The sequence below is a fragment of the Rickettsia asiatica genome, from assembly GCF_007989425.1.
Lineage (GTDB): Bacteria > Pseudomonadota > Alphaproteobacteria > Rickettsiales > Rickettsiaceae > Rickettsia > Rickettsia helvetica.
The window spans coordinates 19,748-35,675 of the sequence record NZ_AP019563.1; the positions used below are offsets into that span (position 1 = coordinate 19,748).

Sequence of the window (15,928 nt, forward strand, 5' to 3'; positions counted from 1 at the left end):
AGCAATCCAGTAAAAAATTCTGATTTACAGAATTTTTTTATTATTTTTTCTGGATTGCCACGCTCCTTACAGCCGCTCGCAATGACGACTCGGTATCTACGCAACAATGCCTTTAGTCGCTCGCAATGACGATTTAATATACTAGCTCTCATAATTTCTCCAATAACTCTGATTTACTAGGCTTGAAATCCTGCTCTATCCAAAAATTTTTTAGATATTCTAATTTTACACCTATCTCTTTTTTTTCTATATTCATATTTAATAAGTCATTACCGTTTACTTGGAATTTCGGACGTAATAACGCATCATATTTAAGGATAAATTCTTTTGCTTGTGAATGGTTTAATTTACCGATTATGCTAGCTGCTAATAAATATTCCTTATAGTTCTTCTTTTCAAACCAAATTTTCTTTATGTTAAATTTAGCTTCATTCAGAAAGTTCGTTATTGATAATATTTGCACTGCCTCATGTTTTGAGAATTTCCAATCGAGAAAAAGTTTTGAATTTATGTTTTTTAAATTATATAGTAATAAAGCATAGTTAGTTGCTAATTCTAATTCTTTAGCTTGCTCAAAAAATTTTATTTCATAATTTTGGATAGAGAATATTAGTTCTAATATTCCTATTTCAAACATAGCTTCTAAAATTTGTGCTACTCTTTTTGAAACGATAATTTTATCCATTTCACTTTTTATTCGCTCTCGTGATAAAGTTTTTAAGCCGTCTTTTAAAGCTTTACATGCTTTAAACCCTCCATCATCAAGCTGATTCGCATAATAGCTAGAAAACCGGAAAAAGCGTAGGATTCGCAAATAATCTTCTTTAATTCTATCTAGAGCTTCCCCTATAAATATGACCTTTTCCTGCTGCAAATCCTTAAACCCTTCAAAGTAATCATATATCTCGTTCTTAAAGGGACAATAGCTTAAAGCATTAATAGTAAAATCTCGTCTTGCAGCATCTTCGGCAAAATCATTTGTGAATACTACTTTGGCATGTCTGCCGTTACATTCAATATCTTTTCTAAGAGTCGTAATTTCAAATTTTTCATTATTTAAAATAGCCGTAATCGTGCCGAATTTTAAACCGGTCGGAATAGTTTTTATTTTAGCTCTAGATAAAATATTTGTTACTTCACTTGGCATTAGAGTAGTAGCTATATCGATATCATAGCTATCTTTCTCAAGTAATACATCTCGCACGCAGCCGCCGATAAGTCTTGCTTGTCCTTTTTCATTTAAGAGACTCAAAATTTTTCTATATCCTTTTGAAGGGATTTTTAAAGTTTTATGTATAATTCGCATGGTTTGGTTTTACTGTACATTCCTTTTTGTTGCAAAAGATAAGTATAATAGGGCTTTTTTTTAAAAAATCTTTATTAATTGTTATTAAGCTCCCGCGGTATTTAGTTTTGTAATTGAGATTAATATGAATTTCGGCTTTCTCACAATGACAATTTTTTATCCGTAGTGAGTTAAAAAAATATTATTCTCTAAAGGTAACACCATACTATCTTTTTGTCCAAACCAATTAGTCCAGTAAGTTCTATTGAAAGCAGGCATTTTATCGGCGTAGGTTACTAGCTTATTTTCTCTATCTTTAACGCCTACCGCCATATGATTTGCGTCAAATATTAATTCCGGTTTTGGGGAGTAGAACATAAATATAAAAGATATTGCCATGATTGCAAGACCAAGTAAACGCCACGAGGTTTTCCATATACAAATCCAAACAAAGCCGAATAAAAAGAGTAATATGCTGAAATTGGTAATATAACCGAAATACCATACAGCAGCCGGTAAACTATTAAAATAGGCGGATGATTTTATTATTATATCAATAAAGAACCCCATAAGCTTTAGGATATAGTTATCAAACCCGATCATGGTAAAAGGCAGAGATAACAAAGCAAGCGGCATAAGAAAAAATGACGTTATCGGAACGACAATGAGGTTAGCCGGTACTGAGTAAGTAGAAAATATAAAGAATTGATTAATTACCACAGGTGCCGTTATGATACTTATAAAATTTTACTGCCCCAAAAATGCCTTTCTTTTCTCCAAGTAACCATGAATTCTTTAAATAAAATTCATAACCGGCAACAAGCGATAATACAGCGATAAAAGATAATTGGAAACTTGGATGAAAAATATATTCAGGATTTAACAATAATATTATAAAAGCCGCAATTGCAAGAGAACGTAGGGGAAAGCAAGATCGTCCGATAATAATACCGTAAATAAAGATTGCAGCAGTAATAAAAGCTCTAGTTGCTGCAATTTGCATACCGCTTAGCTCTAAATAACCAAAGCTACCTACTAGCGAACAATAAGCAGAGATTAATTTTATATTGAAATTATATGCCAAATAATTTGAGAGATTTAATAAAAATCTTGTAGTAAGGAAAACAATCATGACTACTAAAGATAGATGCAAACCTGAAACGCAAAGCACGTGCGATATACTGTTTTGCCTCATATCCTGCATGATTTGTCTGTTTAAACCTTTCGTCTCGCCGAGTAATATCGCAGCTGCAAAATTCCCTTTATCTTTTCCTAATTTTTCTATTAAATTATTATAAATATGAATGCATATTTTATAAATAAAACTATCAAAATTTATTTTGTTACGTTCTATAATTTGCAGCTCAGACATCGCATAGTCGTTTGCTCCAATATCCGATAAATAAGCATAAAACCCGAAATCATAACCGCCTGGTATACTATTTTGCGGCTTATAGAGCTTAGCAAGCAAAGTAATTCTGTCATTTACCCTAATTTCCTTTATACTCGATCAACTTGAAAAATTGGCTGCGTCGTCTTTGTAAGTCCTCGGATGCTCACGTACTTCTATACGCTCCGCTCCTCGGCTTACAGACTCCTTGCTCTTTTTCAAGTTGATCTTCATATAATCACTCTGCATTTCACCAGAGTATATATATTTCCTCGGTGTACTAATTTTAACTTTTTGTAAATTACGATTAATTTTTTTGATCTTGATGTTATTTAATACTACTTGTCCTCCTATAATAGTCGGTTTTATCGATTCTATTTTACCGCTAATTTTAGTGATGATAGGTTTATAAAGCATTTCGCTATGTAAATTTGTCACACGATATTTAGAGATAAATATGCCAAAAATAAAAGCAATAATCATCCAGTAAATAAACTGTAAAAATATATTAGAATTTCTAGTAAAGGTTAATATTAGGCAAACACAAAAAATGAAAAAAATTGTTGTAAATGAAAGCTCAAAATCAAGCGAAAAATAAACAATAATACCGTAAATAAAACTAACAAAATACCAAAATTTAAATTATTATATTCTGCTTCCAAAGTTATTTTAAAATATTGTAGCATTTTCAATTAAAAGTTAAAACACACACTATATACATCCTTTACCGCATTTTCAAGGCTTTGTTGTATAGTTCGATGTTACTCTTGTGAAAGCAGAAATCCACTCAATATAGTAAGGAAACCAGGTGTTTTATATAAATCCCAAAGTTAATTTAAAAACTCCTAATAATCCTATATTTTTTAAATTTTTTTCTAGATTCTCACTTCTGCAAAAATGACATAAGCCCAGACACTAATTATTAAAATAAATTAACTTTCATATTGCTTTTTATTAACTTACTTATTATTTTTTATTAACTTACTTATTATAATTCCCAACATTTATGTATATAAAATTTTAATTTAAATTGAGATATTTATGATGAATAAGTTAACAGAACAAAATTTACTAAAAAAATCAAGATTTTTAAAATATTCTCTACTTGCCTCTATTTCAGTAGGAGCAATAATCGCAATACCTTTTGAGGGTATGGCGATGAGTAAAGAAGTATTTCGTATCGACCTCAGTAATAAATTGTTGAATAACTTATCACAATTAAACGGAAACGAAGATACGACAAATACCCCACAGCAGATAGGAACAGTAATTGTACGGGGACCGGAAATAAACACATATACTCCATCTGAAATAAGAGAAATGGAAATATCTAGCCAATCTAAGCCATCTAATCCATTAAAAGATATTCCTATAGAGGATCATTATAAAGAGATAGCACATAGTAAGTCTGAGGTCGGAAAAGCAAGAAAAGTACAACCACCTACTAGAAACAAAACAATTGTAGGTGGTGAAAAAACAGAACAAAGTCAAAATACTTATATTCCTGGACCGACAGAGCAAACGCCTCAAAAACCAGAGATTATAATAACAGCGTCTTCGCCTACTGTTAGCCCAGCTTCAAATAGCTTGGTCACTGCACCTAATACACCAAGTACTACCCTGACGTCACCGGAACATTATACTACGGCACCTGGTACTCCATCAACACTAGTGACTCCATATCAGCCTACTCCAGATTCTAAACCAAATGATAGTGTAGGAGCTAATACACCACCAAATACAAACTCAAAGGTAGTACAAAAACTATCGTTTAGCAGCGAGCCACAACAGACAGTACAACTTAGTACACCAACAGTTCCTCCGAGACCGATAACATCTGTACCGTTGCCTATAAAAAAAAGCAGTACCGAAGTTACAACAGGAATGGTAAGTAATATATCACGAGTTAATGAGACGATAGGAATCAAGTTAGCTGAAGTAGAATCAACAATTAAAAATACCCAAGGCAAAAAAAATAAAAAACCATGGCAGAAGTTGCATAAGCAGCTAACTGCATCACAAAAAACAACAGAAGCACTAAAGTCAAAAGCTGAAGAGATAGAAAAAAAAATAAAAATACTATCTGACCAAAATAAGGAGTTAGATAATCTTAGCAAAGGAGCAAGGTTAAAAAGCACTCAAAAGCAAGATAAAATAAAAATAGGTAAAAATGAAGACAAAATAAAGAAACTTGAAAAAGAGTTAACAAGTAAAAACAATGAAGTAGATAGGTTATCTAAAGAAATAGATATTTCAGTAAATAAGATAGTTTTAACAAAACCTCAAGGAAAAGCCCCGGTTACGGAGATACCGCCAGCTGGGGTATTCTTAAATCAGCAACAACAACTAGATGTGCTTACTCAACAGCAGAAAGTCAATGCTGCTAGACAAGCTATAGTTGATAAAAAGAGAGCAGAAGCAAATGAAGTAAAAAGAAATAGTGCAGAATACAAAGATCTAAAAGATAAAAAGCAAAGACAAGCAGCACAAAAACAATTATCGGAAATAAAAAAGCAAGAAAAAGCTATAAAAACGGTAGTGGATAAAGCTGTAGATATAGAAAAGCTAGAGGTATTAGTTTCTACTCAGTCAACAACTTCTTCCACTGCTACTATTCCTAAGCAGCCGTCAAAAGCAAAGCCAATAATACCATTAAGTCATGGGGTTCAGAAAATGTTAGATGAACAGCTGGACGAGTATGGTGGGTACTTAGTGCCAATAAAAGCTCAGCCGCAAACTTATATGCTGAATCAAGAAGTGGCAGACCCTAAAAGTATGGATTCAGGCTTTGTAAGCAGAACTTCAGATACGGGGTTTGGTTCAAACCAGAATAGCAATAGAGCCTACGAGGATTTGCCGCTGATAGAACCTGAGAATCAGCAACAACATGATATGTTAACTATAGAAACTCTTGATTTAATAACGCCAACACAAAATACAACGGTTGCTAAAAATGACTCATCGAGGAAAAGTAATGTAAGTGGAAGTATTCCGGAGATACAACAACCGCAGTCAGAAAAAATGCTTTTAGCAATAAATGCACGATTACAAGAGTATGATGAAAAAATTTCTTCGTTACTTCTAGAGAAGTATACAAGCGAAGAAGCTGAAGATATTCTTGCTCAGTCATTGTTACAAGAAATGTTAGTGTCGGATGGTAAATCAGAATCTACCTTACCTGCAGGAGATGAAGAACAAGAAGACATAGAAGTAACAGACGTAAGTAGAGAATCATCTTTATTACCTGTATCAAGTAATGAGTGTGCATTAGCATTAAGCGACGGTAGAGAATTGTTACAAGAAATGTTAGTGTCGGATGGTAAATCAGAATCTACCTTACCTGCAGGAGATGAAGAACAAGAAGACACAGAAGTAACAGACGTAAGTAGAGAATCATCTTTATTACCTGTATCAAGTAATGAGTGTGCATTAGCATTAAGCGACGGTAGAGAATTGTTACAAGAAATGTTAGTGTCGGATGGTAAATCAGAATCTACCTTACCTGCAGGAGATGAAGAACAAGAAGACACAGAAGTAACAGACGTAAGTAGAGAATCATCTTTATTACCTGTATCAAGTAATGAGTGTGCATTAGCATTAAGCGACGGTAGAGAAAAGGAATGTTTAGCATTAGGCGATGGTAGCGGAGATGAAGAAAGTTATGATTCAGGGTTTGAAGCAGAAGAAGAAACAATAGAGCAATTATCTGATTCCGATGGGGGTAACCTTAAAATGACGGAAGTTGATACGGCTATTCCTCTTGAACAGGAAGCAAAAAAAGAAATGCAAATGCAAATTTCAGAAAATGCTCCTACTTTAAATCAAGCGAAAGTTGTTAATACTATTGTAAATAATATGATTCGTAACAGATTAGATGCATCTATGAATATGTCTAATAATATGGTAGCAGTAGGAGCCGGTGATGAAGAAGAGTTTCGTATAAAAAGAGGTTTGTGGATGCGTGGTATGTACGGTACTAATAATCATGGACGTGTTGACAATATGACCGGTTATAGAGGTACTAACAAAGGTGCTACTATTGGGTTTGACGTTGAAATCGACAATAATATTGTAGGTATAGCTTATAGTAATGTTCATTCAGTATTTAAATTTAAAAATAGTAAAAATAATGATAAAGAACTTATTAATAGTCATGTGGTTTCTATTTACGGACAAAAAGAATTACCAAAGAATTTTGCACTACAAGCTTTAGTATCTGCTTCTAAAAACTTTATTAAAGATAAGACAACTTATTCATATGGTGATACTAAAATTAGAAGTAATGTAAAACATCGCAATCATAGTTATAATGCGGAAGCATTACTGAATTATAATTATCTTTTGCAGAACAAGCTCGTTATTATCCCAAATGTTGGTTTAAGATACGGGAAGTCACGAGATGGGGTATATAATGAAACCGGTATTAACATACAAGAAATAGCTCTTACAATGAAAGAGAATAATATATTGTCCGGAGTTATCGGTACTAAAGTCACAGTACCTTTAAAAGATGTTCTAAAATTTAATAATTTAGGGCTAATATTCCAAGGAGCGGTAGAACATAATTTTAAAGAGAAAACCCAAAGAATAAATAGAGTCGTTAAAATATTTGATACTGAATTTAAGCAAAATTATGTAATACCGAAACAACCGAAAACATCCTATAATTTAGGAACGGGTATTATAGGCAGTATCAAAAGTACTACTATTGCTTTGGATTATAATTATTATCTAAATAAACATTATAGAAGTCATCAAGGTAGTGTTAAGCTTAAGGTAAACCTATAATTTTTATACTTGCAATATTTGCAAAGGTGTTGTATAAAACTTCTAATTTACTGTCATGCCGTGGTCGTAGCCACGGTATGACTAATATATCTATATTGCCTACTTTTAAAATTAAGGCCCCTTCGTCTAGCGGTTAGGACACCACCCTTTCACGGTGGGAACACGGGTTCGAGTCCCGTAGGGGTCACCACGTCCCTGTATACTTCTTAAAGCAATCTCAATTCATTTATACTTCTAATTAAATTTCTATTGCATTCTTAAAACTACTTATTATAGTTTATCCATATTTCAGTTATTTTTTTAACAAAATATTAAAATTTATAGAATTTAATAAATATGAAAAAGCTAATAAAGCTTCTAGAACAAAGAGGATTTTCTAGAGAAGCTAAAAATTTAGAAAAAGATAATACTATTTTAAAGATTAGATATAAGGGTGTCGATATTGATATGATAAAATTTATTCTTAATATACTAACTTTTGATAGCGAAATTAGTTCTACGCTTACTTTGCCTTATTCTAGAGAGGAGAGTGCTTTTATACAAAGTGATGGATTAAAATTAATTGCGGAATTTTTACAATAAAACTCTAAGCTTATTTCACTTGATTTAAGCAGCAATGGTTATTTACAACCTAGAGCAATTGAGCCGATTGGTAAAGCTTTAGAATTTAATGATACATTAAAGTATCTTAGTCTTAACGATAATAAAATAGGTGTTATAGGAGCTAAAGCAATAGCTGAAGGGTTAAAGGTAAATAAATCTCTTACATACCTTGACCTTGGTAGCGATTGTCATTGGGGCAATGAGTGAGCTATAGGTGATAAAGGAGCAGAATTTCTTGCGGAAGCATTAAAAACAAATAATACTTTAACTTATCTTAGTCTTGAAAGAAGTAGTATTAGTCTAGGAGGGATAAATTTTTTTATAGAAACCCTACAAACTAATTATTCTCTTACTACTCTTATACTAAATCAATGGTTAGGTTCATATACACGGAAGAACTGGAAGAAATACAGGAAATTCTTTGCTTAAATAGAGAATTTGTAAAAAAATTATCGTTATTTTTAATTAATGATTTTTCTACCGAAGACAAGAATATAAGTTTAAATATTCAAAACCTAATAGCTTTAAAATTTTATCAAATTGCTGATAAAGAGCTGTTAATAGATCATTTAAAAGAATATGAAGATGTAACATCTTTTTTTATTATCAACTGCAACAAAATTGGTTGCAGAAAATCCTTTAGCTATAGCAGGAGTCTGTAAAGTAATAACACCTGATACTGAGCTTGCAAAAGGTGAAGTTCATATATCACACTTACCGGCTGAAATAATATTATATATTTTAAGTTTTCTTAAACCATATTCTATAGAAACAGGGTATAACGATGAACTTTTAGAAATAGTTGAAGTTATAGGAAATAACTATTGTATTTTGTCATAATTTGATAAAGCAGTAATGCAAAGCCAAATAAATAATATATCAAGCAAATTACTGAATTTTAAAGATAAGGTAGAAGTACAACAAACAATAGAAGCAATGAAGCAGTTTAATAACGAAAGTAAAAGATAGCTCTTAAAAGTAGACGAGTATTTAGATAAAAAAATTGCATCACAAGAAACAGTTGAATTAAACAATAAGTTAAGTTCTAATTTACTTCAAGAAGCAATTAATAATAATAACAGCGTATTATTATATTAGCCGGATTACTAAGCATGGGGTATGATGTAGGATTAAGTAAGTAAGAACAGAGGCAACTGAGCCCCCTACCCTTTAGATAATTATGATGGAATTAAGTGATATTCGCTTAATTAAGCCGATATTAAGGCATAACGGGGCTTAACAAAAGCCCTAATCAGGTCTAATCTATACTGGTTTAAGGTTCTAATAATGTACCATGTCTCTCACCATTCTATATTTTCCTATAAACTCATGATCTCAGATAATCTAATTTTAAATTCAGAATAAAAATAATAGTTGAAAGTAATAACTTTTAATTTATAATGCTTCAAAAAATTTGGTTGAAAACGCAAAGTTCAGTTCAATTAGAGCTATATAATACAACCAATAAATAAGGCACTTGATTTTATATCCGGCATTAATATGGTTAAAACTTTAACAAACAATTTAATATATAAAAATGCTACTGCAACGACATTTGGAAGCTTCTTAGAGGTAATCGATCAGCTTATAAGCGGATAATATTGCAACCGGACAATTTTTAGAGGTTTATAAGCATTTAGAAAATAATGCCGCACAAGGAATACCCATCAAAAGAGATCATAACCCTTGAGGGAAAATTTGAACTTTCTTACAAAGATCATTATCGTATAGAAGAAGTAAATTTGTCTATCGATGTAGCAAACACAGATAATAAAGGAAGCAGCGATTACTATTTAAGCCAGTTAAATAATCTAAAGATAGATGCACAAGAAATATCGAGTTTAGTTAAACAACAGTTAAAAGCAATAAAAGAGCAATATAAAATAGAAAGTAAAAATAGGAAAGACCATATTTTTACAAACTCCTCGAATGTTAAAGTAGATGACTTAAGAGAGCAAATTTTAAGGTTAATTGAAGTTAGTGAAGAAGCAAAAGAAGTATTAGAATCTAGTAACAATTATATTTTTATTAAAAATGATAAAAATATAATTAGTAATTTACCTCTTTTATCAGTTCATAATATTATTACTCGTGAAAAAGTATTTCAAGAAATAGGTAATATTTTAAGTAAAGAGCAATGTGTAATAATTAGTGCTTTCGCTGGAACAGGTAAAACTACGCTAGCTATAGATTATGGTGGTAAACAAAGAGATGAAGCAAAGAAAATAGTACGTTTTATTAATGCTGACTCTGCAGACAAAGTCCTTGAAACATACCAAAAACTAGCTGAGGAATTAGGAATTAATATTAAAGATGAAACAGAAGAATCAGTAGTAATAAGTTTAGTTAATAAAAAGATTGCTAATTTAAAGCCGTTTACATTATTTATTTTTGATAATGTCGAAAAATATAAAGATATTGAGCCTTATCTTAACGGTACAATAAATATATCTAAAGATAAAGCACAAGTGATAATTACTACTAAAGATAAAAATTTACATGGTGATTTAAAATTACATAAGGATTTAAATGTTGAGTTAGAGCCTTTTAGCAAAAAAGAAGCAAGATTATATTTAGAACAATCTTTAGGAAATAGATTAAATAATCAAGATATTTACAAATTAGTAGAAGAGTTTGGTAGTAAAGATGCTGCATCACCTTATAGGTTATCTAAAGCAGTAGCGTATGTAAAAGAAAATAAACTACTTAAAGTAAATGATTACATTAATTACTTTAAAAATAGCAAAGATGATCACATAGAAACCATTTTATTACTACAATTATTAGAAAAATCACCTTTAGCTTGGCAGATATTACAATATTCGACACATTTAGACCCTGATTTTATCAGCATAGAGATTTTCAAAGAATTATTTCTAATAGATGAAGAAAAGTTACAGGCACCTATAAAAATGTTGGAAGCATTATCGATAATGAATTTAACATACCGAAATGGACAAGCCGGCTTACAATTACATAGATTAATGTAATCTATAACAAAGCAATATATAAATAAATATAAAGAACATGCGATAGATGAAAAAGAGATTTATATAAAATTAGTAGAAGTGTTAGATAATTTATTTCCTTATTTAACAGCTGTTCCAAACGGAGACTGGGAAAATGCTAAATTACTTTATCCACATATAATAAAAATATTAAATGATGATACTAAAATCTATAAGCTTATAAAAGCAAACTTATCTCAAAAAATAGGGAAATATAACGAATGTGTACTATGTAAATTTACAGATTCATTAAAATATTCCAAAAAAGCTTTAGAAATAGTGCAATCGTTATATCAAAACAATCACATCTATATTGCTAGCTCCTTTAATAATGTCGGAGTAGTATATGATAAATTAGGTAATACTACAAAAGCACTAAAATATTATGAAGAAGCCTTAATATGTTTCAAGAATTACATCAAGGTAATCACCTTAATATTGCTGACTCTCTTATTAAGGTTGGAACAGCTTATAAAAGCTTAGGAAATATTTCTAAAGGACTGAAATATAAAGAAGAAGCACTAAAGATATATCAAAGATTATATCAAGGTAATCATCCTTGTATTGCTAGTTCTTTTAGTTCAATTGCATTATCTTATAAAAAATCAGAAGATACAAATAAAGCGATAGAGCTTTGTAAACAAGCTTATTTAATGTATGTACAAACTTTAGGCTTAGAACATCCTAATGCTAAATTTATAAGAAGTTATCTTAAAACAATGGCTCCGGAGTTTATAAAAAATAACGAAACTAGGGAGTTTATATTACAGAGAAGCGATTTTGAGGAAGTTACTTACAAATTAAACAAAAAATACAAAAAAGAGTTTTAAATAAATATATATTAATGCTGCTAAAGATAAATGGAATAGTAAGTTCTCAATCTTAGGAAATTGGGGAGTGAAAGGCTATTTAGGCGATAAATATTTAGCAAAACAACTAAGAGTTTTAGCGGGTCTGTCAGATTCTTTGTGTAAGTATGATTTCTCCATTTGCCCAATTTTGTAAAGTAGTATCACAAAGGATTGCAAATTGATTTAAAGCCATCGCCCAATTCTTAATAGGCATTGTCCATTTTTTAGAGGCATTTGTCAACGCCAAAAAGATTATTTTCTGAATCGATTTGTCATCTGGAAACACTCCTTTATTTTTAATAATTTTATGAATTTGACGGTTAGTGGATTCAATAGCATTAGTAGTGTAAATCGCTTTTCTAATGTCTTCCGGAAAGCTAAAAAATGGAGCTATGCCAGACCAATTTCGTTGCCATATGTCAAAAATAACTGGATATTTTTCATCCCATTTTTTGGCAAAATTTTGTAATTCTCTTAATCCCTCTGCTTCATTTATTGCAGAATAAACTGCTTTTAAATCAGCTGTTACCGCTTTTAAATCTTTGTATGATACGTATTTTACAGAATTTCTTACCATATGAACAATACACAACTGCACTATGGTTTTTGGAAAAATGTTATTTATCGCCTCTGGAAAACCCTTAAGACCATCAACACATGCAACATATATTTGTTCAACTCCTCGATTCTTAAGTTCTTGTTACTACCTGCATCCAAAATTTAGACCCTTCATCTTGCCTATCCAAATTCCTAATAGCTCTTTCTTGCCCTCCATATTCACTCCAATAGCTATATAAACTGCTTTATTTATTATTACATGATTATCTCTTGCCTTAACATGAATACAATCTAAGTACATTATAGGATATACATTATCAAGTGCTCTATTCTGCCAGGCAGTTACTTCCTCTAAAATACCATCAGTTACCTTTGATATTAACTCAGATGATACCTTGGTGGCATATAGTTCTTCTAAGTGCCATTGTATTTCCCTAATGGTCATTCCCCGAGCATATAAGGATATTACTTTATCATCAAATCCTTCAAATTTACGCACTCCTTTTGGAATTAGTTGAGGTTCAAATTCTCCGTCCCGATCCCTTGGCACTTCTACTTTCAATTTACGACCTTCTGGATCTATTAGAGTCTTTTCATAATTGCCATTATGTCTGTTATCTGAGTCTTTCTCATTTTTAGAATGTTTCTCATAACCTATATGAGATTCCATTTCTTTCTCTAAAATCTTATTTACTATCTGCTTTTTAATTTCCTGAAATATCCCTTCTTTGCCAAATATCTCAGATGGATCACTTTGTGATAGTATTTCTGATACTACTTTTTCTATAGTTGGATTTGATACTTTGCTCTTATTTTTCATATTAGCCTCATGTAAGTTGTTTTAATTAATTTTATTCTTAACTATTTTTATAACTTACATAAACTTTCTGACACCCTCGTTTTAGCAAATGTTAAGAATATAGAAGTAGCTAAAATGTTATGTTTTGAAGCAATTTGCTTAGGAGTGATTAACAGCCCTAGCAAAAACTTCGCTTGTGTAAAAGAATTCGTTAGAGCCGATCCTGAATTAACAAACAAGCATCCTGAATATTTTATTGACGGCTCAATATTACGATTATGTGTCAACGATAAAGGGATCTTAAAGAAATTGCTAGATAGTTGTTATGTAGCTTTATCCTCATCATGAGGAAAATTAGATTTATCCATTAAATTTTTAGCAATATTGCTTTCTGAAAATTTAGCTGATTGAAAATATTCAGATACAAGTTTTATCACTTCATCACAAAATTCATCTTGTAATTCCTTACTTGCAGTTAATTTTTGGTTTTGAATTAACTGTATAGCATCAGATTTTTTATGCTCTAAAAATTCTTCAATTTCTTTAGTTTTTTCTTGAATGATTTTTTTTGTAACTTCATTGCTTTCTTCTATCATTTGAGAGCATAAAGTTTCTAATTTCTTTATTTGTGAGTTGGTTTGTTCAAAAAGCAAAGCAGCATCTTCTTTTAACTTTTCAGCTTTTAGAACTTTTTCTTGTACTTCTAAAATCTTAGCATCTAAGGAATTTAAAATGGCTTTTTTTGCCGGTCTATAAATTAAATATACAAAAATTACAAAACTAACGGCAAGCCAGAAGCTCTCATCTAGGAAATTCATTATTTTATTTTTTTTAGTAAATCTATATCTGCTTTAGTTCCAGCTATTTTTTCAATAATATTAACGGCAAGTTTTATGATTGCTTCACTTTTATTAGTTCTAAATTGCTTAGCAGCTAAATTTATATCTTCAATATTTTGATTTATAGAGTTTTTTAAATTTTGCTCTAGATTCTTTTTTTTAATTAAAAATTCTGATTCTAAAGAGTCTATTTTTTCTTTTTTTAGTCTATCTATTTCGGTATTTGTTTTTGCTACTTCCTCATTATAATATTTAGTTAGCTTTTCTGCTTCTAGGGTCAGTGTATCGGCTTGCGTAATATTATCTTGAATATTTGTCTGTCTATTATTAAAAATTTCTTCGGCTTTTGGAGTAATAAATTTATAAACAAAGATATATAATAAGCCAAAAGTAACGATAAGCCAAAAAATTTGCGAATAATAGGTAGCAATATCAAATTGAGGCATCTTATTTAAAAATGAATTTTAAGAAAAAATAAGTAACATAGCAATTACAAAGGAAAAAAGTCCCATTGCTTCAGCAAGACCTGCACCGATCAGAGCCATTCTTTGTAAGTTTTCTGCAGCTGAAGGGTTTCGTGCTATTGAACTAAGTAGAGAGCTAAATATATTACTAACGCCTAGAGCCGCACCGTACATGCCGATAGCCATAAGCCCTATACCAATAAATTTTAAAGAAACCATGTCCATAAAAAACCTAACTTTTAATTAATCAAAATAACAATTAGTGTAAATTAATAGCATCATTAAGATACATACAAGATAAAATAGTAAAAATATAAGCTTGAAGTATTGCAACAAAAATTTCAAACCCAATTAATATCACCATAAGAGGGATTGGTAGAAATTTCAAGTAAATCATTAATGAAATAGTAAAACCAGCTATTACTTTTAATAAAACATGCCCCGCCATCATATTAGCGGCAAGTCGCAATGATAAACTAACCGGTCTTGCTAAATATGTAAATAGTTCAATTACTATCATTAACGGTGCCAACCATAAAGGAGTACCGTGCGGTAAAAAAAGAGTTAAAAAACGTAAGCCGTGTTTTACGAAACCGACTATAGTTACCGTTAAAAATACTAAAATTGCCAAGGCAAAAGTAACGATAATATGACTAGTAGCAGTAAAGCTATAAGGTGTCATACCAAGTAAATTACAGAATAAAATGAAAATAAATAAACTAAAAACTAACGGAATAAATTTACGTCCTTTTACTCCTATATTCTGATTTAACATATCAGCTACAAGATTATAAACTATTTCAGCACTTACTTGTAATCTAGAAGGTACTAATTTTCGGTTATAAAAAGCTAAGTAAAAATAAGTTAGAGCTAAGATGCTAGCAAGTAACATATAGATACTCGAATTAGTAAAGCTGACATCAAAACCGAACATTTTGATTTCTATCAATTTTTTGATATCAAATTGTGCTAAGGGACTATGAGTCATTTTCTTACTTTTTATTGTTTACTTTTTGCCTTATAATGTTCAAGCCGGCAATCATTCCTATTATTGTAAATATAATAAGAAATAAAGGTTTAGAATTAAAAAACTTATCCGTAAATATTCCGATCACAACACCTACCATTGTACCTGAAACTAAATCTATAGCTATAGAAAACGAGCTAATTTCTTGCCGAATTTTAGGATTAGAAAACTTAGGAGTTTTTAAGTCTTGAATTCTTGCTTTGATATCTTTTAGTTTTTCCATATTCATTAATTTATTTCCCCGTCATTGCGAGGAAAAATTGAAAATTTTGACGAAGCAATCCAGTTAAATTTATTATTTTTCTGGATTGCCACG

16 protein-coding genes, 1 tRNA gene and 2 pseudogenes are annotated in these 15,928 nt (G+C 30.7%); 9 read left to right on the forward strand and 10 right to left on the reverse strand.

Annotation, left to right across the window (positions count from 1 at the left end; translation table 11 throughout):
• Nucleotides 1-148: 148 nt before the first annotated feature.
• The 4 genes and pseudogenes from RAS_RS00145 to RAS_RS00155 all read right to left on the reverse strand — a co-directional run bounded on the left by RAS_RS00145 (nucleotide 149) and on the right by RAS_RS00155 (nucleotide 3,158).
• Complete coding sequence (locus RAS_RS00145; RefSeq protein WP_147141209.1) at nucleotides 149-1,306, reverse strand: CCA tRNA nucleotidyltransferase; 1,158 nt, start codon at nucleotides 1,304-1,306, stop codon at nucleotides 149-151.
• A gap of 156 nt (nucleotides 1,307-1,462) precedes the next feature.
• The gene (locus RAS_RS10580; RefSeq protein ID WP_332094825.1) at nucleotides 1,463-1,684 is read right to left on the reverse strand and encodes a hypothetical protein; all 222 of its coding nucleotides are present in this window, start codon (nucleotides 1,682-1,684) and stop codon (nucleotides 1,463-1,465) included.
• A gap of 87 nt (nucleotides 1,685-1,771) precedes the next feature.
• Nucleotides 1,772-2,480: pseudogene (locus tag RAS_RS10585) on the reverse strand (ComEC/Rec2 family competence protein); the annotation flags it as partial.
• Between the two features lie 315 nt (nucleotides 2,481-2,795).
• On the reverse strand, nucleotides 2,796-3,158 hold the full coding sequence (locus tag RAS_RS00155; RefSeq protein ID WP_232049242.1) for a palindromic element RPE5 domain-containing protein: 363 nt from the start codon (nucleotides 3,156-3,158) through the stop codon (nucleotides 2,796-2,798).
• Between the two features lie 561 nt (nucleotides 3,159-3,719).
• Here RAS_RS00155 and RAS_RS00160 point away from each other — a divergent pair.
• The 8 genes from RAS_RS00160 to RAS_RS00195 all read left to right on the forward strand — a co-directional run bounded on the left by RAS_RS00160 (nucleotide 3,720) and on the right by RAS_RS00195 (nucleotide 11,904).
• On the forward strand, nucleotides 3,720-7,463 hold the full coding sequence (locus tag RAS_RS00160; protein ID WP_147143832.1) for an autotransporter domain-containing protein: 3,744 nt from the start codon (nucleotides 3,720-3,722) through the stop codon (nucleotides 7,461-7,463).
• A gap of 115 nt (nucleotides 7,464-7,578) precedes the next feature.
• A tRNA-Glu gene (locus tag RAS_RS00165) sits at nucleotides 7,579-7,653 on the forward strand.
• A 146-nt stretch (nucleotides 7,654-7,799) separates the two neighbouring features.
• A complete protein-coding gene (locus RAS_RS00170) occupies nucleotides 7,800-8,045 on the forward strand; it encodes a hypothetical protein (protein WP_147141212.1) in 246 nt (81 codons plus the stop codon).
• 66 nt (nucleotides 8,046-8,111) lie between these two features.
• Entirely contained in the window at nucleotides 8,112-8,273 is a 162-nt protein-coding gene (locus RAS_RS10870) for a hypothetical protein (RefSeq protein ID WP_408634836.1), read from the forward strand.
• Between the two features lie 414 nt (nucleotides 8,274-8,687).
• A complete protein-coding gene (locus tag RAS_RS00180; RefSeq protein ID WP_147141215.1) occupies nucleotides 8,688-8,906 on the forward strand; it encodes an F-box protein in 219 nt (72 codons plus the stop codon).
• Nucleotides 8,907-9,712: 806 nt separating this feature from the next.
• Nucleotides 9,713-11,056 carry an ATP-binding protein gene (locus tag RAS_RS09180; protein ID WP_232049243.1) on the forward strand — a complete coding sequence of 448 codons (1,344 nt, stop codon included), beginning with the start codon at nucleotides 9,713-9,715 and terminating at the stop codon, nucleotides 11,054-11,056.
• Between the two features lie 78 nt (nucleotides 11,057-11,134).
• Nucleotides 11,135-11,557, forward strand: a complete 423-nt coding sequence (locus tag RAS_RS00190) for a tetratricopeptide repeat protein (protein ID WP_232049244.1) — start codon at nucleotides 11,135-11,137, stop codon at nucleotides 11,555-11,557.
• The gene (locus RAS_RS00195; protein ID WP_147141218.1) at nucleotides 11,476-11,904 is read left to right on the forward strand and encodes a tetratricopeptide repeat protein; all 429 of its coding nucleotides are present in this window, start codon (nucleotides 11,476-11,478) and stop codon (nucleotides 11,902-11,904) included. The genes RAS_RS00190 and RAS_RS00195 overlap by 82 nt, the downstream gene beginning before the upstream one ends.
• A gap of 127 nt (nucleotides 11,905-12,031) precedes the next feature.
• Here the strand turns inward: RAS_RS00195 and RAS_RS00200 are convergent.
• Nucleotides 12,032-13,303 (reverse strand): annotated as a pseudogene (locus RAS_RS00200) (IS256 family transposase).
• A gap of 114 nt (nucleotides 13,304-13,417) precedes the next feature.
• Between RAS_RS00200 and RAS_RS00205 the strand changes: the two are divergent.
• Entirely contained in the window at nucleotides 13,418-13,630 is a 213-nt protein-coding gene (locus RAS_RS00205; protein ID WP_147141221.1) for a hypothetical protein, read from the forward strand.
• Here the strand turns inward: RAS_RS00205 and RAS_RS00210 are convergent.
• The 5 genes from RAS_RS00210 to RAS_RS00230 are packed head-to-tail and all read right to left on the reverse strand — an operon-like array spanning nucleotide 13,606 to nucleotide 15,841.
• A complete protein-coding gene (locus tag RAS_RS00210; protein ID WP_147141224.1) occupies nucleotides 13,606-14,100 on the reverse strand; it encodes a F0F1 ATP synthase subunit B in 495 nt (164 codons plus the stop codon). The genes RAS_RS00205 and RAS_RS00210 overlap by 25 nt on opposite strands.
• A complete protein-coding gene (locus RAS_RS00215; protein ID WP_147141227.1) occupies nucleotides 14,100-14,567 on the reverse strand; it encodes a F0F1 ATP synthase subunit B family protein in 468 nt (155 codons plus the stop codon). Before RAS_RS00215 ends, RAS_RS00210 begins: the two co-directional genes overlap by 1 nt.
• An 18-nt stretch (nucleotides 14,568-14,585) precedes the next feature.
• Nucleotides 14,586-14,810 (reverse strand): F0F1 ATP synthase subunit C, encoded by a 225-nt coding sequence (locus RAS_RS00220; RefSeq protein WP_010420727.1) that lies wholly within the window; start codon nucleotides 14,808-14,810, stop codon nucleotides 14,586-14,588.
• A 34-nt stretch (nucleotides 14,811-14,844) separates the two neighbouring features.
• Complete coding sequence (locus tag RAS_RS00225) at nucleotides 14,845-15,573, reverse strand: F0F1 ATP synthase subunit A (RefSeq protein WP_010420724.1); 729 nt, start codon at nucleotides 15,571-15,573, stop codon at nucleotides 14,845-14,847.
• A 4-nt stretch (nucleotides 15,574-15,577) separates the two neighbouring features.
• On the reverse strand, nucleotides 15,578-15,841 hold the full coding sequence (locus RAS_RS00230; RefSeq protein ID WP_147141230.1) for an AtpZ/AtpI family protein: 264 nt from the start codon (nucleotides 15,839-15,841) through the stop codon (nucleotides 15,578-15,580).
• Nucleotides 15,842-15,928 lie beyond the last annotated feature (87 nt).